The organism is Dickeya poaceiphila (genome assembly GCF_007858975.2).
Lineage (GTDB): Bacteria > Pseudomonadota > Gammaproteobacteria > Enterobacterales > Enterobacteriaceae > Dickeya > Dickeya poaceiphila.
In genome coordinates, this window is record NZ_CP042220.2 from 3056982 (window position 1) to 3083057 (window position 26076).

Genomic DNA, 26076 nt, shown 5'->3' on the forward strand with positions numbered 1-26076 from the left:
ACGCTGATACCGGTAATCAGCCAGCGGTTTCGCCGCTGGCTTTTTTTATGTCCGCGATTCGGCAGCAGGCTTGCGCACCGTTTTACTCAGGCGCGACGCCGACGAAGCGCGTAGCTTGCCAACAGCAACACAATCCACCCCATACCGGCGTACAGCGCAATGCGGGTATCCGGGAAATAGCCGATCAGCCCAATGATAAAAGCCAGGAACACGATACCGACCATTGCGGTTGCTGCACCGCCAGGCAGTGGAAACGCCAGCGCTTTAGCTTGCTCGCGGCCCAGTTTACGGCGAAAGGCAATCTGCGAGCATAGAATCATGATCCACACCCATACGGTGGCAAAGGTCGCCAACGAGGCAATCACCAAAAACACTTTCTCCGGCATGATGTAATTGAGGTACACCGCCACCAGCAACGCCAGCACCATCACCACGACCGTTACCCAAGGTGTTCCACGCCGTGACAGTCGGCTAAATACCTGCGGCGCATGACCTTGTTCCGCCATGCCATGCAACATACGGCCAACGCCAAACACGTCACTGTTAATGGCGGAGAGCGAAGCGGTGATTACCACGAAGTTCAGGATACCGGCTGCCGCGGTGATGCCCATGTGCTGGAAAGTCAGCACGAACGGGCTACCGTTGGTTCCAACCTGATTCCATGGATAAATCGACATGATCACGAACAGCGTGCCGACATAGAACACCAGAATACGCCAGGGCACCGAGTTGATGGCGTGCGGAATGGATTTGTGCGGCTCTTTGGCCTCGCCAGCGGTGATACCAATGATCTCCACGCCGCCGTAGGCAAACATCACCATCTGCAACGACAGAATCATACCCATGATACCATTGCTGAAGAAACCACCGTTGCTCCACAAATTATGGATGCCGGTAGGCTCGCCGCCGTTACCAATCCCCCAAACGATGATGCCGACCCCGGCTACGATCATCACCACAATGGTGGCGACCTTGAAAAACGACAGCCAGAACTCCAGCTCACCAAACACCTTAACGTTCATCAGGTTGATGGCGCCGATGATCAGCACCACACTCAATACCCAAACCCAGTGCGGCACCGCCGGGAACCAGACGCCCATATAGATGCCGAAGGCGGTAACGTCGGCAATCGCCACTATCAGCATTTCAAAGCAATAGGTCCAGCCAGTAAGGTATCCGGCCAGCGGACCGAGATAATCACGAGCATAGCGGGAAAAAGAGCTGGCCTGTGGGTTGTTGACGGACATCTCGCCCAGTGCACGCATGATGATATAAGCGAACACACCGCCAATCAGGTACGCCAGCAGTACGCTAGGCCCCGCCATCTGAATGGCGCTGGCCGAGCCGTAAAACAGCCCGGTACCGATGGCAGAGCCCAGTGCGATGAAGCGAATATGCCGCGTGCTTAAGCCGCGCTTGAGTCTGGATTGTTGTTCCATAGGTTTGGATTGTTGTTCCATAAATGAGCAACCCTGTCTTTACAAACGAAAAAACCACAGGCAAACGCCTGTGGTGAAAAGCATCCGTCCAACCGTTATTCAGGAATGTACGGTGACTTCCTGACGCCCCGTAATACGGTCATAAATCACCGTTACCAGCAAAATCACCAGCGACGGCGGCAACCAGGCCAGCCCCTGTTCGCTCATCGGCAGGCTTTGCGTCCAGCCCGGCAGCAATGCTTTGAAGGCGGACGACTTGACGCCGTCAAGCAGACCGAACACCAGGCTGACCAGCATGACTGGCGCGATGACATGGGTGCTGTTATTCCACCAGCGGCGAGTAAAACTCAACAACACCAGCACAATGCACGGCGGGTAAATCGCGGTCAGCACCGGCACTGACAGTTGAATCAAGTGGCTCAGCCCCAGATTGGACACCACCATCGAGAACAGCCCCAACACAAACACCAGTGCGCGGTAAGACAGCGGTAGATACTGGGCGAAGAATTCAGCACAGGCGCAGGTCAGGCCCACGGCGGTGACCATGCAGGCGATGAAGATCAGCAACGCCAGGAAACTGCTGCCCATGTTGCCAAAGGTGTGCTGTACATAAACGTGCAGAATTTCGGCACCATTCTGCGCGTTCGGTACCAGCGAACCGCTGAAGGAACCGAGGTGGAACAGGCTCAGGTAGACCAGCGTCAACCCTAAACCAGCAATCAACCCGGCCAGAATGGTATAACGCGTTAACAACGCTGCATCGTTGATGCCACGCGAACGGGCAGCATTCACAATCACAATGCCGAATACCAACGCGCCCAGCGTGTCCATCGTCAGGTAGCCATTGATAAATCCAGTGGAAAACGGCACCCGTTGGTACGCCTCAGCAGTCGGCGCTGGCGTACCGGCTGGCCACAGCAGCGCAGCAATGCCCAGCACAGTCAGTGCGATGATCTTCACCGGTGCCAGAATATGACCCACCGTATCCAGCAATCGACCAGGATAGAGCGAAATCGCCATCACGATAGCAAAGTAGATTAGGCTGTAGATCAGCAGAGGCGTCGCGCCTTCACCGACCAGCGGCGCAATACCGACTTCGAACGATACCGTGGCGGTACGCGGCGTGGCGAACAGCGGCCCGACCGCCAGATAGCAGACCGTTGCCAGCAACACGCCTGCTTTCTTGCCGATAGGGCTACTGAGCGTATCAATACCGCCGCCTACACGGGCCAATGCTATCACCGTCAGCACCGGCAAGCCCACCGCCGTGATCAGAAAGCCCAGTGCCGCAATCCAGACGTGCTCACCCGCTTGCTGGCCAACCATCGGCGGAAAAATGATATTCCCAGCGCCGACAAACAGAGCAAAGGTCATAAAGCCCAATGCCACGATATCTTTGGAAGTTAAACGATGACTCATCATGTATGTTGTTGTTGCCTGTAAAAATGGTGTTGCCGGTAGAAACCGGGCGCATAAAACGGCGTACGCGAAGAGCGAGCCGTCCGTGCGATGTGCAGGATTATGGATGTGGGGTTTTATTGCACAGCGTTAATAGGGCCTAAGTAAAACGTTTATAGCAATAAAAGGCAATACACGATCAATAAAGCAGGATAGTAATCCGTATTTTTCTATAAATTTAGCATATAAATTTATATTTTCACCGACAGGCTATACATGATTTGTGCATGAAAACAGTTTATAGCGCGAAAAATCAGCTCAACTTTCCAGCATAGAGTAATCATTATCCATATTAGAAACTTATAGAAATAAAAAACGCCGGTCATGCACACCGGCGTTATAAAAAGTAGAGCGGTCTTTGTCGTCAGCAGCTACCAGACGCGTTTGGCGATATCCACCACCAGTTTCAGTTTTGCCCACTGCTGCGCTTCCGACAGCGTGTTGCCCTCTTCGGTAGAGGCAAAGCCGCACTGTGGACTCAGGCACAGCTGGTCCAGCGCGATATATTGCGTCGCTTCGACGATGCGCTGGTGTACTTCGTCTGCGTTTTCCAGTTCCCCGTTTTTGGTGGTGATAAGACCCAACACCACTTTCTGATGACCAGGCTTGATGAAGCGCAGCGGCTCAAATCCACCCGCCCGTTCGGTATCGTATTCGAGGAAAAAGGCATCCACATTCACTGTCCCGAACAGTGTTTCCGCCACAGGTTCATAGCCCCCTTCGGAAATCCAGGTAGAGCGGAAATTACCACGGCAGACATGCAGGCCCACCACCAGATCAGCCGGTTTGCCCTCCAGCGCCTTGTTCAGTACCTGTGCATAGGTGCGGCACAGATAATCTGGATCATCACCACGTTCGCAGATCTGGCGTTTCTGATCTTCAGAGCACAGATAAGCCCACACCGTATCGTCCAGTTGCAGATAACGGCAGCCCGCTTCATAAAACGCCTGGATAGCATCACGCCAGGTCTGGGCCAGATCATCGAAATAGTCGGCCAGATCGGGGTAAACCGTGCTATCAATCACTTTACGGCCACCGCGGAAATGCAGCACACTCGGACTAGGAATGGTCATCTTGGCTACTGCATCGCCAGCCACGCTATTGAGGAAACGGAAATCATCCAGCATCGGATGCTGCGGATTAAAACTGACCTTGCCAGTGACTTTCACGCCACGGGCTTTGGTCTGCACGCCGTTAAACTGAATGCCTTGCTCTGCTTCATAACGTTCCACGCCGTTCAGGCTGTCGAAGAAGTCGAAATGCCACCAGGCTCGGCGAAACTCGCCGTCGGTCACCAGTTGCAGACCCGCTGCACGCTGCAATTCCACCACACGTTGAATTTCCTGATCTTCGACACGGCGCAACGCAGCTGCATCAATCTCACCAGCCTGAAACTGCAAACGCGCCTGCTTGATGGCAGCCGGACGCAATAAACTGCCGACGACATCGGCACGAAACGGAGGAAGGGCTTGTGTCATGCTGTGCTCCTGTACTTCAAAAACTGACCATCACAGCCTGTTTTCAGGCAAGATTTTCAGATGAATGAGTTTGTTAGATGAATTTGTTTTCAGGGGAAATAATTACGCCGCTGAACTTTTTAGCCATCCAGACGGCTAGAAGTGAAGCTATCCTGTCATGCGTTTTTCTCAACGGCAATAGAAGAATTTTCACGACACATGAAATTCATTCATGTTACTGATCAGTTTGTTGCAGGAACCCTATTCGATGTGGGCATCACATTGTCCAGCCCAAGTAATTGTCTGGTCTGCTCACGTGCTATTTCCGGCAATGGCAGATAACCGTCCTGACTGACCAACGCCTGCCCCGACACCGACAACACCCGATCCAAAAACGCAGCGGTCAACGGCTCCAGCGGCTTGTCAGGCGCTTTATTGACGTAAATGTAGAGATAACGCGTATAGGGGTAACGCCCACTGCGGATGGTGTCGGCGGTCGGCAACACGTAATCGTCTTTGTCGCTGGCCGCCAGCGGCAACACGCGCACTCCGCTGGCACGAAAACCGATGCTGGCGTAACCGATGGCATTAACCGATGCCGCTACCGCCTGCACCACCGACGCTGAACCGGGTAATTCATTGACCTGCGGCAGAAAATCGCCGCCGCACAGCGCCTGTTGTTTGAAGAAACCATAGGTGCCCGACGCTGAATTGCGCCCATAGCGTAGCAGCGCACGTTGTTGCCAGACGCCGCCCCCCCCCAGTTCCTGCCAGCGTTGCACCGCTTTCCCGGCGCCGCAGCGGCGTGTCACGGAAAAAACGGCATCAAGCTGCTGCACGGTCAGTCCGGTAATCGGGTTGTCCTGATTAACCAGCACGACCAACGCATCCAGCGCCACCGGAACCGCCGTCGGCGCGTAGCCATAATGCCGCTCGAATGCTTCGATTTCGCTACGCTTCATCGGTCGGCTCATGGGTCCCAATTGTGCTGCCCCTGCTGCCAGCGCCGTCGGTGCCGAAGACGAGCCAGCGGCCTGAACTTGCAGGTTAACACCAGGGTAATATTGGCTGAAATCCGCCGCCCAGAAGGTCATCAGGTTCGCCAGCGTGTCGGAGCCAGCACTGGACAGGTTGCCCGCCAGCATCGCCTGCGGCGCAGCAACAGCCTGACCAAACAGACACAACAGCACGGCAAGCAGGCGACGAATGGGTATCATGTGTCGTTTCCAACGGGATGAAAAACAGAGGAACACTATTCTCGGTACAGCAGCGGGGACAATCAAGCCCCCACCGCCACTATCACAACTGAGGGTTCGCCGCGTTCTGGCTCAACACTGAACTGACAATCAACCGATTTGGTAAGGTGAACATGAAGCGTGAGCCTGCCCCTTCTTCGCTGAGGATCTCCAGACGAGAATCGTGGTGGCTGAGCGCATGTTTGACAATCGCCAGCCCCAACCCGCTGCCGCCGGTCTGGCGTGAACGGGCCTTGTCAACGCGATAAAAACGCTCGGTCAGGCGAGGAAGATGTTCGGCAGCAATGCCCGGACCGTTGTCGCTAACCTGAAATTCTGCACCCTGCGGTGTTTGCTGCCAGCACACTTCAATGCGGGTGCCCTGTGGCGTATGGTTAACCGCGTTATACACCAGATTCGACACCGCGCTACGCAACTGCTCTTCGTTGCCAAACACTTGCAATTGTTCGTTGACGCGAAACACAATCTCGTGACGTCCTTGACTCAGGGTATCCGCTTCACGTTTGAGCACTCGCAACATCAGCGGAATATCTACCTTTTCACTGAGATCGATAGCCGCGGCGGCTTCGATGCGCGACAGCGTCAGCAATTGCTGCACCAGCCCATCCATACGGCGGGTTTGCTCCTGCATGGTGTGCAACGCCTTAGATTGCAACGCACCATCCAACGATTCATCGCTCATCATCTCCAGATACCCCTGCAACACGGTCAACGGTGTACGCAGTTCATGGCTGACGTTGGCGAAGAAGTTGCGCCGTGCGCCTTCCAACTGATGCATTTGGGTCACGTCGCGGGCCACCATCAGTAGTTGTCCTTCCGAATAAGGCATCACACGGAATTCTACGTGGTGGGCATTTTTCAACGTTAGCGTTAGCGGTCGGTTGAAATCCTGCTGCTGCATGTACTGGGTAAACTCAGGGTAACGCAGCAGGTTGAGGATATTTTGACCATTGTCTTCCGGCCAGCGAAAACCAAGCAGATGCTGGGCCAGACGGTTACACCAAATAATCCCGCCTTCTTCAGTGGTGATGACCACTGCATCCGGCAACGATTCCGCGCCGCTGCGAAAGCGTTTGATCAGCAACGCCAGCTCACGCCGACGGCGGCGGTTGCGTAGTTGCATCTGATAAAGGCCGTAAAACAGCGGTTCCCAGCTCCAGCGGCCAGGCGGTGGGGTCATGCTGCGATCAACCCACAGCCAGTAAGACAGGCGCAATTGGTTGTAGAAGTTCCAGCACAACGCCGCCAGTACCGACGCCAGCAGAAACCAGGGCAGATAACCGATGATCAGCCCCAGCAACACACCAGGTAAACAAAAAAAAGCCAGCTCCATCGCCAGCTTTTTCCACGACAAACGTTCTAGCACGTCAGATTTTCTCCGGGAATCACGTTATCAATAACGCGTTGAAAAACGGTATCCAGTTCCCCGAACAGTCTGAACCATCTTGTCGTGCCCACTGGTTTCCAGCGCCTTACGCAAGCGGCGGATATGAACATCCACAGTACGGTCCTCAACATAAACGTTAGTACCCCATACATGATTCAGCAACTGCTCACGACTATATACCCGTTCCGGATGCGTCATAAAGAAATGCAGCAGCTTGAACTCCGTCGGTCCCATATCCAGCGCGTGTTCTTCCGTGGTTACCCGGTGGGAAGAGGGGTCCAGACTTAATCCACGCATTTCGATCACTTCTTCCACCGCCATCGGCGAAATTCGGCGCATTACTGCTTTGATACGTGCGACCAACTCTTTGGGCGAAAACGGTTTAGTAATGTAATCATCAGCCCCCACTTCCAGGCCGCGAACCCGATCTTCTTCTTCACCTCTGGCGGTCAGCATCATGACCGGAATATCTCTGGTCAGCGCTTCGCGTTTCATATGTTTGATAAACTGCAAACCGGACCCGCCAGGCAGCATCCAGTCCAGCAGCACCAGTTCAGGATAAGGTTCGGCCAGCCGGGTAACGGCGCTATCATAATCCTCAGCCTCGACTGGCTGATAGCCGTTCTGCTCCAGCACGAAGCACACCATTTCACGAATCGGTGCTTCATCTTCCACCACCAAAATACGTCTTGCCATATCAATCCTGCCGTTAATCGTCACGGTTAGCGTGCGGTGTGCATTATGCGTCAGTTTTATGACAGATTTATGAAAAATCGGCCCCACCGGCGGCAACCTCACTACCGCGACCAGAGCCACCCGTAGCGCTTATTTTTTCCCCTATCACGCTGGTTGACTAGATATTATGGGACATGCCCTAAACTGCACACCTATAATCGCCGATGATAAAGACGCGGCGTTTTGCCATAACATACGGTACCCGGATGGTCCGTTGTCCATCAACACCGCTAAAAACAACATGTCGTTTGCACTCACCTGCAGGGAGTCTCATGCGAATTATTCACACGTCTGACTGGCATCTCGGTCAGTACTTTTATACCCGGAGCCGTGCGCCTGAGCATCAGGCATTTTTGCACTGGCTGGTTGAGCAGGTTGAGCAATATCAGGTTGATGCAGTAATAGTAGCAGGTGATGTGTTCGACACCGGCGCACCGCCCAGTTACGCCCGTGAAATGTACAATCAGTTTGTCGTCGCGTTGCAGCGCACCGGTTGTCAGTTGGTGGTGATGGGCGGCAACCATGACTCGGTCGCCACGCTGAACGAATCACGCGCGCTGCTGGCCTGCCTGAATACCCAGGTAGTGGCTGGCTTTGAGGGCGATATCCACCAGCAGGTGCTGGTGCTGAACAACCGTGCCGGCGAGCCAGGCGCATTGTTGTGTGCTATCCCATTCCTGCGCGCACGCGACCTGCTCACCAGCCAGGCAGGCCAGTCTGGCGCACAAAAACAGCAAGCATTACAAGATGCCATCGCCAGCCATTATCAGCACAGTTACCAGCTTGCCTGCGAACAGCGCGCCACGCTGGGTCGGGCGTTGCCGATTGTGATGACCGGACACCTCACCACAGTGGGCGTCGCCACTTCCGACTCGGTGCGTGATATTTATATCGGCACGTTAGACGCCTTTCCGGCACAAGCTTTCCCCCCGGCAGACTATATTGCGCTTGGTCATATTCATCGCCCACAGCGGGTGGCGCAATGCGAGCATATCCGTTACAGCGGCTCGCCTATCCCGCTAAGCTTTGACGAGTTGAATCATGAGAAATCGGTCTATCTGGTGCACTTTGAACAGGGCAAATTACAAGAGGTCACTGCGCTGACGGTGCCGACTGAACAACCTATGCAACTGGTGAAAGGCAACCTGCCGGAGATCGAACGCCGTCTCGCCGGATTCCGTGACTATCATGGCGACAAACCGGTATGGCTGGATATTGAGATCGCCACGCAGGACTACCTGAGCGACATGCAACAACACATTCAAACGCTGACCGAACCGTTGAATGTGGAAGTGCTGCTGCTGCGTCGTGCGCGGGAACAACAGCAACAAATGCTGGTGCAACTGGAGAAAGAAACGTTGGAAGAGTTGCAGCCTGCCGAAGTATTTGAGCGGCGTCTGGCGCTGGAGGCAGACCTGGATGAGGCGCATCAGCAACGCCTGAAAGGATTGTTCAACCGGATTATGCAAGAGATAGACGCACAGCGGCAGGAGACATCCGCATGAAGATTCTTAGCCTGCGTCTGAAAAACCTTAACTCGTTGCAGGGCGAATGGAAAATCGACTTCACCCGCGAGCCCTTCGTCAACAATAGTCTGTTCGCCATTACCGGTCCCACCGGTGCAGGTAAAACGACATTGCTGGACGCCATCTGCCTGGCGTTGTACCACCAGACGCCACGCCTGAAGGTCAGCCCCAGCCAAAACGAACTGATGACGCGCCACACCGCCGAGTGTCTGGCCGAAGTCGAATTCGAGGTGAAAAACGTCGCCTACCGCGCCTTCTGGAGCCAGCACCGCGCCCACAACAGCCCGGAAGGCAACCTGCAACCGCCCAAAGTAGAGATGGCGTTGTGTGCCAGCGGCAAGATTCTCACTGATAAGGTGAACGAAAAGCTGGCGATGATCGCCGATATCACCGGTCTGGATTTTGATCGTTTCACCAAATCGATGATGTTGTCTCAGGGGCAGTTTGCCGCTTTCCTCAACGCCGACGCCAATCAACGGGCCGAATTGCTTGAAGAACTGACCGGCACCGACATCTACGGTCAGATCTCAGAGCGGGTATTCGAGAAGCATAAAGAGGCCCAGAACCAACTGGAAACCTTGCGGGCAAAGGTCGCCACGCTGGAATTGCTGAGCGATGAACAGCGCCAGGAACTGGAGCAACAACTGGAAGCCATCCGCCAGCAGGAGCAATCACTGTCGTTGCACCGGGAAGAAATACTGGCGCATCAGCGTTGGTACGAGACGCTGCTGCAACTCCAGCAGACACAGAAACAGGCACAGCAGCAGCAAACCGCGCAACAGCAATTACAGCAACAATCGCAACCGCAACTGGATAAATTGCAACGTAGCGAACCGGCGGAAAAGTTGCGCCCACGCTATGACGAGCGCGCACGCGCGCAGCGGGAAAAGCAGCGGCTAACCCAGCAATTGACGAGTGTTCACCAACAGATCAGACGCCAGCAGGACACACTCAATCTACTGAAAATACAGCTGGAAAAAGCGTTGTCTGCCCGTCAGCAGCACGCCGAACAGCGCCAGCAGCAGGAAACCCTGATTAATGAGCGAATTCTGCCGCTTGACCACCGCATCGCCACCTTGCAGGCACAGCGCGCCCAGCAGCAGCAAACGCTGGATAATCTGCTTGAGCAACAAAAAACGCTGATTGCCGGCGTGGCCAGATTGCAGCGCCAGCAAGAACAGGCACAACAGCGGTTGCAAGACATCGAAACCTATCGCCAGCGACATAGCCGCCATCAGCATCTGGGCAGCCATATTCCTTTGTGGCAAACGCAATTTCCCCAGCAGGTGAAATGGCAGCAGGATTTACACGTGTTGCAGGAAAAAGCAGCAGCGCAACAGATTCAGGCAGAGTACCTTGACCAGCAGCGCGCCTCACTGGCAGAAAAACATCAGGCGCAGCAGAGCGCCTGCGAACGCGCCCAACAACTGCTGAACGATCATCTGCAACAGGATAAGCAACTGGAAGCGGAACACCCGCTGGCAGACCTGCGCCAGCAACTGGCGCAGCGCATGGCGGAACGACCCGATCGTCAGCAACTGGCTACCGGCGTCGCCGTGCTGCAACAGCTGATCAGTCAGCGCACCTTGCTGGAAGCACAACAGCTTGATACCCAACGGCGTGTTCAGGCGTTGGAAGATCAACAACAGCAACAACGTCAGGACTATCAGCGCCAGGCTGAGCATCTGGCGGATCTCGACAAGCGTTATGAACTGGAACAGCACATTGTCAGCCTGGAACGTGAACGCCAGCAATTACAGCCGGGCAAAGAGTGTCCGCTATGCGGGTCGCCTCATCACCCGGCGGTAGAGCGCTATCAGGCGTTGCGGCCATCGGAAACTCAACTTCGGTTGTACGTATTGCGTCAGGAAGTGGAGGCGCTAAAAGCCAGCGTCGTGCAGACCGAAACCCAGTTGCAGTTGCAAAAACAACACCGCCAACAGCAGCAAAATTCGCTTGAGAGTGTCCAGCGCGATTTCGAGTCGCTGCGGCTACAGTGCCAGTCTGTCAGTAAACGCTTACTTGTTGACTTCGATCCGTTACAACTGTCAGCACTGCACCAGTGGATTGAAACTTGTGACGCGCAGGAACAGTCGCTGCAGGCACACATCGCCAGCCGTGAGCGCAATCAGCGCCATATTCAGGAAAGTAAGGATTTACTGACTTCAGCGCAGCAGCTGCTGGCGCAAACCTTACAACAACTGGAACTGAACACCCAGCAGCACGCCTCTTTGCAGGCATCACGGGAAGAACTGCGGTTATTACTGGAAAAAACCGAAAACGAATTGCAGCGTCTGCACGACAGTCTCAGCCAGACGCTGGACACCTTCGGGCTAACCATGCCGACGTTCGCCCTGCAGGAAGAGTGGCTACGCCAACGTCAAACGGAATGGCTGCGCTGGCAGGAAAACGAGCACGAACAGCATCAGTGCAAGCCGCAACTCGCCGCACTGGAAGCTGAAATCATCGCCAGTCAGCAACGGCTGGAAGAAACCGAGGCAGCCATCAAAACCGGTCAGCAACAGTTAGCAGAAACCCAACGCACGCTGGAACAAGCCCAGCAACAACGCTGGCAATTGCTCGGCAATCAGGCCGTCAACGATGTACTGAAGCAACTGCGGCAAGTCAGCCAGACTCTGGAGCTGGAGAGCCAGCAGGCGCAACAGCAATGGCAACAAGGGCAATCGCTGCAAAGTCGCCTTAGCGGTGAAATCGGCAGTCTGGAACAGCAAAACCAACATGCCGACGCCGCGTTGCAACAACTTCAGGCTCAGTTTGAGGAAGAACTCACCGCCGCCGGATTCAGTGATGAAGCGGCTTTTCGCCAGGCGTTGATGGACGAAGCCGAACGCCATCAACTCATCGCGCTAAAAGAGCGACTCAGCCAACGCCAGCAACAGGTAGATGCCTTGTTACAACAGGCGGATAGCGCGCTGGAGCAACATATGACGACTCGCCCGGAGTCGATGCCGGAAGGCATCAATGACTGGGATATTCGTCAGTTGATCTCCAGCCTCGGAGACATGGTAAAAGTCGAAGTCGAACGCCAGGGTGAGCTGCGTCAACAGCTGACCAGCGATCAGCAACGCCGCGATAAGCAGCGCCAGTTACTGGAAGCGATCACACGCGGTCAGCAAGTCTGCGATGACTGGGGCTACCTCAATCAGCTAATCGGATCGCAGAAAGGCGATAAATTCCGCCGCTTCGCTCAGGGATTGACGCTGGATCATCTGGTATTTCTGGCCAACCGTCAGTTATCGCGCCTGCATGGGCGCTACCTGCTGCAACGCAAAGCGTCCGACACGCTGGAGCTGCAAGTGGCCGATACCTGGCAGGCTGATGCTATCCGCGATACCCGGACACTGTCGGGCGGCGAAAGTTTTCTGGTCAGCCTGGCGCTGGCACTGGCATTGTCCGATTTGGTTAGCGCTAAAACCCGCATCGACTCCCTGTTCCTTGACGAAGGTTTCGGCACACTGGACGGCGAGACGCTGGATACCGCACTGGACGTGCTGGACAATCTCAACGCCTCCGGTAAAACCATCGGCGTAATAAGCCATGTGGAAGCGATGAAAGACCGCATACAGGTGCAGATCCGGGTTAGAAAACGCAACGGTCTTGGCATCAGCCAGCTCGACAGCACTTACGCTGTGAAATAACGTCAGCCGGGGACGCACCTGATGTCCCCACTGACGCTTATCACTCCCGCGGCCACAGCCAGGCAGCACCGCGCACGCCGCTGGAGTCACCATGCATCGCCTGTCGAACCGGCGTATCGCATTCGCCGCCAAACACCCACTGTTTCAGCAGCGCAGGCACAGAGTCATACAATCGCTTAACGTTGCTCATGCCGCCCCCCAGCACAATGACATCCGGGTCCAGCACGTTAACGATGTGCGCCAGCGATTTCGCCAACCGCTGTTCATAGCGTTGTAATACCTGTTCCGCCAGCCTGTCACCCTGCTCCATCAGCGCGATAATCTCATGCCCGTTACGTGCATGACCGCTCAAGCGCTGATAATCCATGCTAAAACCAGTGCCGGAAATAAAGGTTTCGATGCACCCCATGCGGCCACAATAGCAGGGCATCGCCTGCTGGTCGCGCCATTCGTCGGCATCCATCCACGGCAGCGGGTTATGCCCCCATTCGCCAGCCACACCGTTACGTCCGCTGTGCACCAGCCCATTCAACGCGATTCCAGCGCCACAACCGGTGCCGATAATCACCGCAAATACCTTGCCGGCCCCCACCGCCGCACCATCGACCGCCTCGGACACGGCAAAGCAGTTGGCATCGTTCGCCACCCGTACCGGCCTGCCGAGCAGCTGCACCAAATCCTGATCCAGCGGTTGCTGATTCAGCCAGACTGAATTGGCATTTTTGACCCGTCCGGTTACCGGCGACAGCGTACCGGGAATGCCCACCCCCACACTGCCACGCTGCCCGGTGGACTGCTCCGCCATATCCACCAGGTCGGCAATGGCTTGCAGGGTTTGACGATAATCGTGGCGCGGCGTCGCTACACGATGGCGAAACGCCTCGACGCCATCATCCGTCAGTGCAATCACCTCGATTTTAGTGCCGCCCAAATCAATACCTATTCGCACGTTGCCTCCTGTTAATCCGCCGAAATCGCGTGTTGCTGATGATGACATTATCGTACCGTCTCCCACCACAATTCGTTATTATGCCCGCTGCGAATAACCCCTGCGTCTTGAAACCTGTCCCCGTCTTATACGTGGGATCGCGCCAGAGACGCGCCAGTCTGGGAAGAAAAATGCTGTGGTTTAAAAACTTGATGATTTATCGCCTGAGCCGCGATATCAGCCTCTCTGCGGACGCCCTGGAGACACAGCTGGCCTCCCTCGCGTTTACTCCCTGTGGTAGTCAGGACCTGACCAAAACCGGCTGGGTTTCGCCGATGGGGCCACACGGCGATGCGCTTACCCACGCAGTCAACGGTCAGATTTTGATCTGCGCCCGCAAAGAAGAGAAGATCCTGCCCGCTCCCGTTATCAAGCAGGCATTACAAGCCAGAATCGACAAACTGGAAGGCGAGCAACACCGCAAGCTGAAGAAAACCGAAAAGGATTCGCTGAAAGATGAGGTGCTGCACAGCCTGCTGCCTCGCGCATTCAGCCGCTTTAGCCAGATTTCGCTATGGATAGACACCGTCAATCATCTGATTATGGTAGATGCCGCCAGCGCCAAAAGAGCTGAGGATACGCTGGCGTTGTTGCGTAAAACGCTGGGTTCATTGCCGGTGGTGCCATTGACTATGGAAAACCCGATTGAGCTGACGCTGACCGAGTGGGTCCGCTCCGGCCAGACGCCGACAGGTTTTACTTTACAGGACGAAGCCGAGCTGAAAGCGGTACTGGAAGACGGCGGCGTGATTCGCTGCAAGAAACAGGAGCTGGTCAGTGATGAAATCGCCACACATATCGAAGCAGGCAAGGTAGTGACCAAACTGGCGCTGGACTGGCAGGAACGCATCCAACTGGTACTGTCGGACGACGGTTCACTCAAACGGCTGAAATTCGCTGATACACTGCGCGAGCAAAACGATGATATCGACCGGGAAGACGTGGCGCAGCGGTTTGACGCCGACTTTACGCTGATGACCGGTGAAGTGGCGGCGCTGATAGCCAGCCTGACGGAAGCGTTAGGGGGCGAGGCCCAGCGCTAATCCCCGCAGCTTCATAGTACAGTGCACCGGATAGTACAGTGCGCCGGATAAGCCGGCGCATTGATGACAGACAAACTGAACGATGATTTACAACTGAAGCCGATTTACAGCCTGAAGTGACTGATGGAAGAGTGCAGTTCTTCAGACTGCGACTGCAACGACGCAAACGCGGACGCCGCTTCCTGCACCATGGCCGCATTCTGTTGCACCATCGAATCCAGTTGCGCGACTGCTTTGTTGATCTCCTGAATGCCGCGCATCTGTTCCTCTGACGCATGGGTGATTTCCGACATCACGGTGGTAACGGAAGATACGCCGCCGACAATCTCGTTCATGGTATTACCAGCCTGACGCACCTGCCGCGAACCGGCATTCACACTCTGCACGGTGGATTCAATCAGCGCCTTAATCTCTTTCGCTGCCTGCGCGCTGCGTTGTGCCAGCGAGCGTACTTCACCCGCGACTACCGCAAAACCACGCCCTTGCTCTCCTGCACGAGCCGCTTCCACCGCCGCGTTCAGCGCCAGAATGTTGGTCTGGAAGGCGATACCGTCGATAACCCCGATGATGTCGCCAATTTTGCCTGACGCCACCTCAATCTCTTCCATGGTATTGATAACTTCAGATACTACTTTGCCACCGGCACTGGCGTCGTTCGCCAAATCCAACGCACGGTCGTTCACCTGACGGGCAGAACTGGCCGACTGAGTGACAGTCGCGGAGATTTGCTCCAGCGCGGCGGCAGTCTGCTGCAGACTGGCCGCTGCCGCCTCAGTACGGGATGCCAGATCATTGTTGCCGGTCGCCACTTCGTCCGTCGCCGTTTGCAGCGACGCGCTGATGTCACGAATCTGCAGCATGATCATGCTGAGCTTATCGACAAAACTGTTGAATGAACGGGCTATTTGCGACACTTCGTCATGGCCTTCATCAGGCAACCGTTGGGTTAAGTCGTTGTTGCCGTGACTGATGTCATCCATCGCATCGCGGATCTGCAACAGGCGTTTGAGCAATGCGTTGATCAATAGCCCCAGCACGATCGTCCCCAGAATGCTGATGACCACCAGTGCGATCACCGATGTCCACAGCAGCGACCCCATGCCGGCGGTGGCTTCAGCCTTGTCCAGCGCAACCAGCACATACCAGTCAGTACCGGCAACCGGCTGGGTTTTCACCAACATGTCACGTCCACTGATGCTCAGTTGTACCGGGGTGCTGGATTTCAGCACCTGTCCCAGGTTCAATGCGGGCGCAATCTCGGTCAATTTTTTCAGCGTGAGTTTAGCATCCGGGTGGGCAATGATGGTGCCATCCGCCTGAATAAGAATGCCATAACTGGAGGGCGTCGGGTGGATAGTTTTGACGTTGGCGATGACGCTATCCATGGTTACGTCGCTGCCCAGTACGCCCTTAACGCTGCCGCCATCCAATACCGGCGCCACAAACGACACCACAATGGTATTGGTCGCCATATCCAGATAAGGCGCGGTCGCAACAGCTTTTCCTTCCCTCACTGCCTGCTGATACCAGGGGCGAACCGTTGGATCATAATTAGCCGGAATGCCGCCGGGGTCGGAGAATTTAGCCGTATGATTGGCATATCCCATATACACGTTGATGAAACTGCCTGCTGCTGCCATCTCTTTGAACACCGGGATCGGTTCATTATTGGTCAACGCCACGCTATTGAGTGACGTAATGATTTGTTTTTTAGCAGCAACCCAATCGCTGATAGCCAGGCTGTGACCAGCCGTCACGGCGGTAAGCAGGTTATTAATGGATTCATCGTTATATTTTTCGGTTACCTGATAATTCAAAAAAGTATTAATTACCAAAGCGACCACGATGATAGCCGTGCACACGGACAAAATACGAGCGCGAATAGTTTTGAGCATAGTAACCACGCCATTATTGAAATGTTTTTAGATAACTACAACGATCGCCTCCTTGGTTAAGAGGCATTCCATTCGAAAAAATGAAACAGTCAACCCAAAATCTTGCCTCTCAACCACATGGACTACAGTTCCGCAGCCAAAAGAAAGGTCGTCCTACAGGAAAATACAATGGCGGATGACAGATTTACAGATTTATCTTAAATTTCTCTCATAAGAAAAAAATATACCATTTATAATTAATAACAAATCAACAATATAGATGAATATATATTTTTAGTATTGTCATTTTCACTGACAATAACTACATATCATTATCACCTGAAAGGTGAATGACAAAACAATTCAATAACTATATGAAAACTGAATGACAGACAGATTACATTTTCAACAACGTAAACCGAAATATAATCTATATGTAGAAATCGGCTGCCAATAATGCTGACAGCCGGTTGTTACGAAAAGTAAATAAAGAGAAATTACAGATAGCGGCACAGATAAGAGGAGGGTTCAGACACTTTTAGTTTGAACTCGCTTTTTTCCGGCACATTAAAGACAGCACCGGCTTCAAACAGTTGCCATTCCTGTGTGCCAGGCAGCAACACATTCAGTGCACCGCTAACCACCGTCATTTCTTCCGCCTGCCCGGTACCAAAGGTATATTCCCCGGCCTCCATCACCCCAACACTGGCGCGACCGATGCGGCTGCCGTCAAAACCGATGGATTTTACTTTCCCTTCAAAATATTCATTTACATTCAGCATAATGCCCAACCTTTCTGTTAAAAATCGATTGACCGTCAGGCCGCCGGTAAGCGCAGCGCCTGCAACAATTCCGAAACAATCGCAGCTGGCTCATGAGTCGCATCTACCACATAGTGCGCCACATCCTGATACAGCGCCTCGCGTTCCCTGAGCACCGCTTCCATCTCTTCAGCGATGGGGCGCCCGGTTAATGTCGGTCGCTGGTGAGCCTGCGGGCTAGCCTGCAGGCGCTGTGCCAGCGCTTGTGCCGGTGCGTGCAAGTAGATGACGGTCCCTTGTGCGCGCATAAACTGACGATTCTGTTCCAGCAATACCATGCCGCCGCCGGTTGCGATTATCCGATTCGATGCCGTCACTGTCCGCAATGCCTCGCTTTCCCGACGGCGAAACCCAGGCCACCCTTCTGCGGCAACAACGTCTGCCACAGTCAGGCCACTGGTATGCTGCATAAAAATATCCGTATCAATAAACTCATAACCAAGCGCCCGTGCCAGCTCACCGCCGACCGTGGTTTTTCCGCACCCTCTGGCACCGACCATAAAAATGGGTTGTGTCATGTCACGACCAGTCCTTACTTTTTTCAGGCTTGTCATCTGCGGCGGGGTTGCCGCCAGCCAGCGCCTGTCTTACCAAGAGCAGAATAATACAGGCAATAATCCTCATTAAGAAAGCTTCTGTATCGTACCGGCATGGGGAAAGTCACTTCACGCCAGATTTCTGCTCAAATCCAGCACAATGCGCCATCATTTTCGCGCAATATGGCAAATTCCCCCCATAATGCCACTACAATATTTATAGTTCTTTTGCCTATAACAAGGCCGCCCGGAGGCGGCCTGCCTATACCAAAACGTACTTAAACGTTCAGAGAATCAATAAGTGTGGAAATATTCCTGAATCACCTTCGGATCGCTGGTACGAGTCAACGCCAGCATCAACAGGATGCGAGCATGTGCCGGGTTGAGTGAGTCTGCAACCAGGCCCGGCAGCTCTTCATCCGGCGGTACAATACCATTGCCGGTACGGGTAGAACGAATGACAACCACGCCTTTATCCTGCGCCTTACGCATTCCCGTAATACCGCGAACCGACACCGAACCAGCCCCCATGCCGGCATAGACGATACCTTTTACGCCATTCTTAATGGCGGCATCATATAGATACTCCGGATCATCCTGATATCCATAAAGAATATCGACTTTCGGCAGCGAGTTCAGACCACGCACATCAAACACCGAACGGGTGGTATGTACTTTATCGATGCGGTTCTGATAATAGATATGGTTACCGATCACAACGCCCAGGTAACCTTCTTCATTCGCCCGGAATGTATCCAGCGTCGAGGCATTGCTCTTGGTAATGTAACGGGCAGAACCAATGCGATCATTAAGTACCACCAGCACGCCACGACCACGCGACTGTTTGTCACCTGCCACACGTACGGCTTCCAGCAGATTCATTGGGCCATCAGCACTGATGGCCGTAGCCGGGCGCATCGCCGCCACAAACACCACGGGCTTGTCGCTTTTCACCGTCAGATGAAGGAAATAGGCTGATTCTTCCAGCGTGTCGGTTCCGTGAGTAATCACTACACCGTCCACATCATCCCGCGCCAGCAGCTCATTGACTCGCTTGCTCAATTTCAACACCACATCGCCGGTCATATTTTCACTGGCCATGTTGGAGAATTGCTCACCTTTCACATTAGCCAGTTTTTTAACCTCAGGTACAGCGTTGATCAACGTATCCACACCAAGCGCTCCGGCTTTATAACCAGTGGTTTGCGTACCCGTCGCCGCTGAGCCGGCAATGGTACCGCCGGTTGCCAGAATAACGATATTTGGCAGCTTGTCTGCCGCATTCGCCGTGAAAACAAAAAATAAAACAAGAACAAATAGAGACTTAAACCATCTTTCCATAGCGGACTCTCTTTATTTGGTCAAAGGATGATCAGGCAGCTACTGCCTAAAAAACTGCCAGCCGATCATTTTTTATCGAAAAACTCCTTATCTGCCAGCCAGAAAGCCAGCATCGGCGCTTATGTTGCAGCGCTCTTTGGAAGCTGTATAGCATCGGATATTCAACAGGAGAGCCAGATCACTGAATGATCTGACTATTTTCAGAAGATGCAGTTGTTGACGCAGAGATAAGCAGGCCAACTATACACACCCGGAGTGCCGACTAAGGCGCATCAAACGGATAAACAAGATAGCGGCCAGTTCAATTAATTCAAAAAATTGGGATGAATTTCATGCATTATTTCAAAAAATTATTCTGGTAGCGTCCAAATTTCGTGGGCGATATTTACCATATGCTGCAATTTGGCCCACTGCTGCTCTTGGGTGATGTCGTTTTTGTCATCATGCCCGAAGCCGCATTTAGGGCTAATCGCCAACTGCTGCAACGGCAGATACAACGCTGCGGTATTAATAGCCATTTTGACCGAGTGCGGCGCTTCCAGTTCAGCACTATGGGAATCCAGTATGCCCAGCACCACCTTTTGGCAACGCACCTGTCGCAACGGCTCCAGCTCAACCGGACGGCGATCATCGTACTCGATAAACAGACTGTCCACCGCCAGATTCGCCATGGCGTGCCCCATCACTTCACGCCCAGAGCCATAAACCCAATGGGGTGAAAAACGGCGGCAACACACATGCAAAGCAATGTACATATCCTGAGGACGTTGCGCCAACGCCTGATTCAGAATGTAAGTGCAACGGTCCAGCAAGTCGCGCAATTCGAACCCTGCCGCATTTTCCCGCGCCATCACCTGACCGTCGCACAAGCGTGCCCAGAATAGATCATCCAACTGAAGGTAGCGGCACCCTTGACGATAAAATCCCTGAATGACCTTACGGTAAACTGCTGCCAGGTCATCACAGAATGCATCCAACGATGCATAAACCTGATTGTTGCGGATGGCAGGGTACATCAACATATTTGGGCTGGGCAGGGTTTGCTTCGCCAGCATATCCCCGCTATTGCCCACTGCCTGATGTAAAAAGCGGTAATGGGTCAAAAATGGGTGGTTATCGTCAAAATCGAGTTTATCCACTATCCTCAACCGACAAGGCGTATCCCCGTCCGGCAGGGCCGTTTCATCAACATCAATACCGGTCAGGCAGGAGAAAAAATCCGTGATCCCCTCTCGGACACGCAGTTCACCATCAGTAATCGCACTCAACCCACATGCTTTCTGGCGCTCAACCACATGCAGTATTTCTTCGTTTTCAATTTCAGTCAGTCTATCCGGGGCAATCAGCCCCTGCCGCCACGCCTTGCGAGCCTGCTTCAGGCGATAGGGCAACAAAAAACTGCCCACATGTTCAGCATGAAACGGTGGATAAGGTTTTTTTACTGTGCGCATCTCACGCATCCTTTTGGTTTACAAGGGACGGCCTGGTCTACACGATGGACCTTACAAGACCAGGACACAATCGCGCCTCAATGCGCTACGCTTGCATTTACTCTGGTTATCTTTCAGGCAGCGGACTGTCACTGATTCGTTCACCGATGTCAATTAATAGAAGCGGACGATTGTCGCACTAGCTTGCCCACATCAACAAATAACTATTTTAAATTATTTTATTTCTATTAATTTCACCATTCACACGATGTTATATATTCTTGCTCCTGCACATTTTTTGACGCCGAGTTTTGTACAAAGGTAAATGGTATCTATAAGCCACCATCATCATGATTCAATTAGTGATTTTCATCACTCAACTTGCTGTATTCTCTTAAAAGAATAGCTTGTCCGCACGATATAACTGGCCGGACATGATTCGCAAAAAGATGAACCGTAATGCGTGACTGTCATCATGGAAAGGTACACTGATGATACCGCGTCTGCTGTAATCCAATGACCCGATAACCGTTTTTCACTTCCGGAGAACCCTAATGGATTTAGCCCTGTTTGATCTGGACGAAACCCTAATCTGTGCTGATAGTACCGGCTTGTGGCTGCGTTGGCTGGAATCGCAGGGATTCGCCAGTAGTGAATTATTACAGCAGGAACACCACCTGATGCAGCGCTATTATCAGGGCACGCTGGCGATAGAAGAGTATATGCATCTCGCACTGTCGCCGCTGATTGGTTTATATGCCGAGACAGTGTCTTCCTGGGTAGATCGTTTTATCCGTCGAGACATCCTGCCGCGGCTCTATCCGGCAGCACGTGAGCGAATGGACTGGCATCGCCAGCGTGGTGATGCTCTGCTTATCATCTCAGCCAGTGGCGAACATCTGGTACGGCCAATCGCCCGTCATCTGGGGGCCGACCACGCGCTGGCGATTGGCGTCACGTTGGAAGATGGCCGTTTTACCGGTGATATTCATGGTGTGCCGACATACCAGCAAGGCAAAGTGCTACGCATACGCGAATGGCTGGCACAACGCGATGGCGATCCATTCGACCATATTCACGGCTACAGCGACTCGCTCAACGACCGGGCCATGCTGGAGTTCGTCGATCAGGCTTACGTCATCAACCCGGCCCCCGAACTGGCAGCGTTAGCGCAGCAAAACGGTTGGCAAATCTGCCACTGGCAACGCTAGTCAGACGTCTATCGTGACGTATCATCGCAGATAGTGTTACGCTATCCCTTTAGAGCAAGACCACTGCGCTCTGACAGGGATTGTCGTTACCAGGGGGCAGATATTCATACGGCAATATCAGGCATACGGCAAAGATGAGTCCCCCTCCCCCAGTGCGCGTTGCAGCAATACAGTATCCACCCAGCGCCCATGCTTCATGCCTACTGAGCGCAACGTTCCGACCTGTTCGAATCCCAAAGACAGGTGCAATTGCAGCGAGGCCCGATTGCCGCTGTCAGCCACCACCGACACCACCTGACGGTATCCCTGCTGTTCAGCCTGCAACAGCGCCGCCGATAATAAGCGTTTACCAACGCCTTTACCCAGATGAGCCGGATGCAGATAGATAGAATCTTCCAGCGTGAAACGATAAGCGTAACGAGCGCGATACAACCCCAAATAGCAGTACCCCAACACCTGATCGTTTTCTATCGCTACCAGCCAGGGCAAACCAGCAGCACGAATTTTCTGCCAACGGTCGCACATTTCTGCTTCATCAGGCGGCTCGGTTTCAAAGGTGGCGATACCATGCAAAACATGTTGAGCATAAATATCCCTGATAGCCGCGATATGCTCCGCTCTGGCATCCTCAATTACCATGGTGTTCATTAGTGTACCCTTGTCAAAACAGCAGGTTAAATTAGACCGGACCGTGTTGGCTCACCAACTGTCATGTGCAGCAACAGGATATCCGGCAGTTTAACCAACATCTGATAGAAGCAACAGACACAAACACTTATGCCCGTCATAAAGGAACGTTTGATCTGGTCAGATTGAATCTGGAATGACAGGAAATACTCAACACGATACGGTCAGTAAGCGCTGGCATAAGGCATCAGCATGTAATACCGGCCACTGAGTCCGGCTATGGGCAGGACACGGATCATCACTATGCGACAGAACAAACCGTTGAATACAGCGTTACACCTGATTTTGGAAAGGCTGAAAAAGGAAAATACAAAAAAACATCTACCCGATAGTAAATCAGGCGATTAATATTCTTTATGAGCAGCAAATACACTAGCAATAACTTTTTGGTATTAACTTGAGCGAGGTAATTCGCTTTCGCTACCCGGTAATGTCCAGGATACTTCACCGGAACCCGTTCCCAATAAATGCTGTATTTTTTCGTACACTTCCGCCGCTGACATACCGCTATATAAACCCTGACTATAATAACCAAACTCAGCAGTATTGGCTGACACGCGAGAAGCATTCAGGTTCGGATCGGTAGATGCAATACGTTTACCGGTAAATACGTCATAGCTTTCACTTTGGCCGTCGGGATATTTCACCACGGAAACCAGCACACCACCATAAAGCGGGATACCCGTCATGCGCAGCGAGCGCTCTATGGATGATTCATGTTGCTGTTTCTGCAATTTTTCTTTGGCCAGACGATCATCCAGCGACTTGGTACGCTCACGCACATCAGTAACGTCGTTGGAATTATTATCCGCAAATTCATTATTTGGCGAATCATTCTTTTTCCCTGTTTTAAGGGAATCGAATTTATTTGTTCCGACAGCGTCAGTGTTATCGCCAGGGCTGCTATTCGCTGTATAAGCCGACTGAGGATAAAAAGATGTAATGTTTTGACTCTGAACGCCTGATATGACCACGATGTCACTCCTTTTATTTTTTAGCCTTAACATGCCTCTGAGGGCACTGATTTACTACGACTCAACCCAGCACACCGAAAGAAAAACAGCATACCTGCCGCAACAAGTATCAAGCAGAGCGACTCAAGTGATTTATGTCGCCCAAAGCTATCAGGAAATAGAAGTGTAGTTCACAAACCACACAAGCACCGTCTCATTTTTACACCGCATTAACGGAATAGAAAACATAGATCCACTCGTAAAATATATCGGCCATTTTATTTTTTCATTAATACGAAAAAGGCATAAAAACGCTCACGAAACGAGCGCATCAGCAATATTTAGTCATCAGTGTAAAGACAAATCTGACAGTAACTTAACATTTCAGCAGGCTGTCATGTTTTCGTCATCTGCTACTGCTATGGTGGCGGCAGCCTATTTCCCCAGAAAGACAAGATAATGAGTGCCTTACCGTCACAGGAACACCGGTTACGCTTCGTTTCCTTCCCAAGTGCACGCGACTTGTGTATCACCACGCCGGATGTGTCTCCCTCCACGGATAACGCCACTGTGCTGCAACTATTCAGCCGCCACAAAGATCTGGTCAGCCTGCCGGTGGTAGAGGATGGACGCCCTTTCGGCTTGATCAACCGCCATAGTTTCCTGTCACAAATGGCACGCCCTTATTACCGCGAGCTGTATGACCGAAAAAGCTGCATCGCGTTTATGGACAAAACCCCGCTTATCGTCGAAGCCTCTGCCCCACTGAGCGATGTGGCGGATAAAGCAGTGATCAGCGGTGATCGCTTTCTGGCTGATGGCTTCATTATTACCGAGAAAGGGCACTACCTCGGCATCGGCCTGGGTATCGATCTGTTCCGCATCGTCTCAGACATCCATGTCCGACAGCATCAACATATTGTACAGAGTATAGAATATGCCAGCGTGATTCAGGGGGCGATGCTTACCCCATTCCGACAAACGCTGGCCACGACCTTACAGGATTGGTGTCTGGTCTGGGAACCGCGCGACTGCGTTGGTGGCGACTGTTATGCCTTCAGGCGATATGAGCATGGCTGGCTGGCGGTGCTTGCCGACTGTACCGGTCATGGCGTGCCCGGCGCCTTCATGACGCTGATTTTCAATTCGGCGCTGGAACAGGCGCTGGCGCAACATCGCCCGGATCAGCCAGGACAGTTGCTGGGAGGAATCAATCGCTATATCAAGGATACATTGGGCCAAAACAGCGGCTATCCTGGACAAACGTCTGCTTCCGACGATGGCTGCGACGCGCTGGTGGTCTATGTGAATACCGCCGAACAAACCCTCAACTGGGCCAGCGCACGTATGACGGCATTTCTGATCGGAGCGCAAACCGGCGACCTGTTGACACTCGACAATGATCGCATGGGTGTGGGTTATATTAATACGCCCTACGATTACAGTTGGCCGGCGTTTCAGCATCCACTGTCACCGCAGGACCTGTTCTTTTCCACCACCGACGGCCTGCTTGACCAGATTGGCGGCGAACGACAAATCAAATTCGGCAAACGCCGCCTGCAAAACCTGTTGCTACGTATCAGGGATCTCCCCATGCACCAGCTCGCTATTCAATTATTACAACACCACCACGACTGGCAGGGATCTCAGGATCGGCGGGACGATCTTACATTTTGGGGCTTCAGGCACCCGTGAATATTATTAACCAGGTAAAACCGGAACATGTCCGAAACGAAGTATGCTGAATTCTTTGATCTCACCCAGCAGCAAGATATCACGCTGTATTATGTGGGGTATTTTTCACAAAACATTGTCTGTTCACTGGCGGAAACGGTACGGCTGCAACTGGAAAAAAACCGGGTGCCGCCTACTATCCGCCGTAAACTGTTTTCCAGTTTTGTGGAAGTGGTGCAGAACATCATCCATTATTCCGCTTCGGCACTCACGTCGGAAGAACAGAAAAATGAAATCCGTCATGGCTCGGTGTGTATCGGCGTTGAGGCGGGAAAATACTTTTTGCTCAGCGCCAATCGGGTATACCCGGCAGATGCCGAGATACTGCGCCAGCGACTGGAACCGCTGTGTATGATGACGCTTGATGAGATCCGGCTTGCCTACAAGACCTCACTGCGTGAAGACATCCCGGCTTCCAGCAAAGGTGCAGATATCGGCCTGCTGACCGTAGCCCGCGATGCCAGCGAGCCACTACAATTTACCTTTCGTAGCGATGCCACCACCGGGCTCTCCACGTTTTATCTGAAGGCGGTGATTTAAC

At 53.1% G+C, this 26076-nt stretch carries 20 protein-coding genes; 6 read left to right on the forward strand and 14 right to left on the reverse strand.

Features of this window, described 5'->3' with window-relative positions:
- Positions 1 to 86: 86 nt before the first annotated feature.
- The 6 genes from proY to phoB all read right to left on the reverse strand — a co-directional run bounded on the left by proY (position 87) and on the right by phoB (position 7693).
- Positions 87 to 1439 (reverse strand): proline-specific permease ProY, encoded by a 1353-nt coding sequence (gene proY, locus Dpoa569_RS13590; RefSeq protein WP_042873832.1) that lies wholly within the window; start codon positions 1437 to 1439, stop codon positions 87 to 89.
- 99 nt (positions 1440 to 1538) lie between these two features.
- A complete protein-coding gene (brnQ, locus tag Dpoa569_RS13595) occupies positions 1539 to 2858 on the reverse strand; it encodes a branched-chain amino acid transport system II carrier protein (protein WP_042873831.1) in 1320 nt (439 codons plus the stop codon).
- A 410-nt stretch (positions 2859 to 3268) separates the two neighbouring features.
- Positions 3269 to 4375, reverse strand: coding sequence for a cobalamin-independent methionine synthase II family protein (locus Dpoa569_RS13600; RefSeq protein WP_042869238.1), 1107 nt, complete (start codon positions 4373 to 4375; stop codon positions 3269 to 3271).
- A gap of 221 nt (positions 4376 to 4596) precedes the next feature.
- The gene (locus Dpoa569_RS13605; protein ID WP_042869236.1) at positions 4597 to 5571 is read right to left on the reverse strand and encodes a PstS family phosphate ABC transporter substrate-binding protein; all 975 of its coding nucleotides are present in this window, start codon (positions 5569 to 5571) and stop codon (positions 4597 to 4599) included.
- A gap of 82 nt (positions 5572 to 5653) precedes the next feature.
- Entirely contained in the window at positions 5654 to 6976 is a 1323-nt protein-coding gene (phoR, locus tag Dpoa569_RS13610; protein ID WP_042869234.1) for a phosphate regulon sensor histidine kinase PhoR, read from the reverse strand.
- A gap of 27 nt (positions 6977 to 7003) precedes the next feature.
- On the reverse strand, positions 7004 to 7693 hold the full coding sequence (gene phoB / locus Dpoa569_RS13615) for a phosphate response regulator transcription factor PhoB (protein ID WP_012770778.1): 690 nt from the start codon (positions 7691 to 7693) through the stop codon (positions 7004 to 7006).
- 311 nt (positions 7694 to 8004) lie between these two features.
- On the opposite strand from phoB, the gene sbcD reads away from it, so the two are divergent.
- Both sbcD and Dpoa569_RS13625 read left to right on the forward strand, forming a co-directional pair.
- On the forward strand, positions 8005 to 9237 hold the full coding sequence (gene sbcD, locus Dpoa569_RS13620; RefSeq protein WP_042869232.1) for an exonuclease subunit SbcD: 1233 nt from the start codon (positions 8005 to 8007) through the stop codon (positions 9235 to 9237).
- Entirely contained in the window at positions 9234 to 12917 is a 3684-nt protein-coding gene (locus Dpoa569_RS13625) for an AAA family ATPase (RefSeq protein ID WP_042869230.1), read from the forward strand. Before sbcD ends, Dpoa569_RS13625 begins: the two co-directional genes overlap by 4 nt.
- Positions 12918 to 12957: 40 nt before the next feature.
- Here the strand turns inward: Dpoa569_RS13625 and mak are convergent, their stop codons facing one another.
- Complete coding sequence (gene mak, locus Dpoa569_RS13630; RefSeq protein ID WP_042869228.1) at positions 12958 to 13866, reverse strand: fructokinase; 909 nt, start codon at positions 13864 to 13866, stop codon at positions 12958 to 12960.
- 170 nt (positions 13867 to 14036) lie between these two features.
- On the opposite strand from mak, the gene rdgC reads away from it, so the two are divergent.
- A complete protein-coding gene (rdgC, locus tag Dpoa569_RS13635; RefSeq protein WP_042869226.1) occupies positions 14037 to 14948 on the forward strand; it encodes a recombination-associated protein RdgC in 912 nt (303 codons plus the stop codon).
- A gap of 104 nt (positions 14949 to 15052) precedes the next feature.
- On the opposite strand, the gene Dpoa569_RS13640 is transcribed toward rdgC, so the two are convergent.
- The 5 genes from Dpoa569_RS13640 to Dpoa569_RS13660 form a co-directional block, all read right to left on the reverse strand.
- Entirely contained in the window at positions 15053 to 16843 is a 1791-nt protein-coding gene (locus Dpoa569_RS13640) for a methyl-accepting chemotaxis protein (RefSeq protein ID WP_146411462.1), read from the reverse strand.
- Positions 16844 to 17319: 476 nt separating this feature from the next.
- Positions 17320 to 17604, reverse strand: coding sequence for a pyrimidine/purine nucleoside phosphorylase (ppnP, locus tag Dpoa569_RS13645; protein ID WP_042869222.1), 285 nt, complete (start codon positions 17602 to 17604; stop codon positions 17320 to 17322).
- Between the two features lie 35 nt (positions 17605 to 17639).
- The gene (gene aroL, locus Dpoa569_RS13650) at positions 17640 to 18161 is read right to left on the reverse strand and encodes a shikimate kinase AroL (RefSeq protein WP_042869220.1); all 522 of its coding nucleotides are present in this window, start codon (positions 18159 to 18161) and stop codon (positions 17640 to 17642) included.
- A 312-nt stretch (positions 18162 to 18473) separates the two neighbouring features.
- On the reverse strand, positions 18474 to 19520 hold the full coding sequence (locus tag Dpoa569_RS13655; RefSeq protein ID WP_042869218.1) for an asparaginase: 1047 nt from the start codon (positions 19518 to 19520) through the stop codon (positions 18474 to 18476).
- Positions 19521 to 19870: 350 nt separating this feature from the next.
- Positions 19871 to 20971: a uroporphyrinogen decarboxylase/cobalamine-independent methonine synthase family protein gene (locus Dpoa569_RS13660; RefSeq protein ID WP_042869216.1), complete on the reverse strand. Its 1101-nt coding sequence runs from the start codon at positions 20969 to 20971 to the stop codon at positions 19871 to 19873.
- Positions 20972 to 21504: 533 nt separating this feature from the next.
- On the opposite strand from Dpoa569_RS13660, the gene Dpoa569_RS13665 reads away from it, so the two are divergent.
- Positions 21505 to 22161, forward strand: coding sequence for an HAD family hydrolase (locus Dpoa569_RS13665; protein ID WP_042869214.1), 657 nt, complete (start codon positions 21505 to 21507; stop codon positions 22159 to 22161).
- 117 nt (positions 22162 to 22278) lie between these two features.
- Here Dpoa569_RS13665 and Dpoa569_RS13670 read toward each other — a convergent pair whose 3' ends face one another.
- Entirely contained in the window at positions 22279 to 22809 is a 531-nt protein-coding gene (locus Dpoa569_RS13670) for a GNAT family N-acetyltransferase (RefSeq protein WP_042869212.1), read from the reverse strand.
- 431 nt (positions 22810 to 23240) lie between these two features.
- Positions 23241 to 23822: a hypothetical protein gene (locus tag Dpoa569_RS13675; protein WP_042869210.1), complete on the reverse strand. Its 582-nt coding sequence runs from the start codon at positions 23820 to 23822 to the stop codon at positions 23241 to 23243.
- Between the two features lie 438 nt (positions 23823 to 24260).
- Here Dpoa569_RS13675 and Dpoa569_RS13680 point away from each other — a divergent pair, with 438 nt between their 5' ends.
- Together Dpoa569_RS13680 and Dpoa569_RS13685 are read left to right on the forward strand one after the other, a co-directional pair.
- On the forward strand, positions 24261 to 25496 hold the full coding sequence (locus Dpoa569_RS13680) for a SpoIIE family protein phosphatase (RefSeq protein WP_042869208.1): 1236 nt from the start codon (positions 24261 to 24263) through the stop codon (positions 25494 to 25496).
- A 27-nt stretch (positions 25497 to 25523) separates the two neighbouring features.
- Positions 25524 to 26075: a SiaB family protein kinase gene (locus Dpoa569_RS13685; protein WP_042869206.1), complete on the forward strand. Its 552-nt coding sequence runs from the start codon at positions 25524 to 25526 to the stop codon at positions 26073 to 26075.
- Position 26076 lies beyond the last annotated feature (1 nt).

Coding starts and splice junctions, on each gene's coding strand:
- proY (WP_042873832.1), bottom strand. CDS start 1,439: ATGGAACAACAATCCAGACTCAAGCGCGGCTTAAGCACGCGGCATATT.
- brnQ (WP_042873831.1), bottom strand. CDS start 2,858: ATGAGTCATCGTTTAACTTCCAAAGATATCGTGGCATTGGGCTTTATG.
- Dpoa569_RS13600 (WP_042869238.1), bottom strand. CDS start 4,375: ATGACACAAGCCCTTCCTCCGTTTCGTGCCGATGTCGTCGGCAGTTTA.
- Dpoa569_RS13605 (WP_042869236.1), bottom strand. CDS start 5,571: ATGATACCCATTCGTCGCCTGCTTGCCGTGCTGTTGTGTCTGTTTGGT.
- phoB (WP_012770778.1), bottom strand. CDS start 7,693: ATGGCAAGACGTATTTTGGTGGTGGAAGATGAAGCACCGATTCGTGAA.
- sbcD (WP_042869232.1), top strand. CDS start 8,005: ATGCGAATTATTCACACGTCTGACTGGCATCTCGGTCAGTACTTTTAT.
- Dpoa569_RS13625 (WP_042869230.1), top strand. CDS start 9,234: ATGAAGATTCTTAGCCTGCGTCTGAAAAACCTTAACTCGTTGCAGGGC.
- rdgC (WP_042869226.1), top strand. CDS start 14,037: ATGCTGTGGTTTAAAAACTTGATGATTTATCGCCTGAGCCGCGATATC.
- Dpoa569_RS13640 (WP_146411462.1), bottom strand. CDS start 16,843: ATGCTCAAAACTATTCGCGCTCGTATTTTGTCCGTGTGCACGGCTATC.
- ppnP (WP_042869222.1), bottom strand. CDS start 17,604: ATGCTGAATGTAAATGAATATTTTGAAGGGAAAGTAAAATCCATCGGT.
- aroL (WP_042869220.1), bottom strand. CDS start 18,161: ATGACACAACCCATTTTTATGGTCGGTGCCAGAGGGTGCGGAAAAACC.
- Dpoa569_RS13655 (WP_042869218.1), bottom strand. CDS start 19,520: ATGGAAAGATGGTTTAAGTCTCTATTTGTTCTTGTTTTATTTTTTGTT.
- Dpoa569_RS13660 (WP_042869216.1), bottom strand. CDS start 20,971: ATGCGCACAGTAAAAAAACCTTATCCACCGTTTCATGCTGAACATGTG.
- Dpoa569_RS13665 (WP_042869214.1), top strand. CDS start 21,505: ATGGATTTAGCCCTGTTTGATCTGGACGAAACCCTAATCTGTGCTGAT.
- Dpoa569_RS13670 (WP_042869212.1), bottom strand. CDS start 22,809: ATGAACACCATGGTAATTGAGGATGCCAGAGCGGAGCATATCGCGGCT.
- Dpoa569_RS13680 (WP_042869208.1), top strand. CDS start 24,261: ATGAGTGCCTTACCGTCACAGGAACACCGGTTACGCTTCGTTTCCTTC.
- Dpoa569_RS13685 (WP_042869206.1), top strand. CDS start 25,524: ATGTCCGAAACGAAGTATGCTGAATTCTTTGATCTCACCCAGCAGCAA.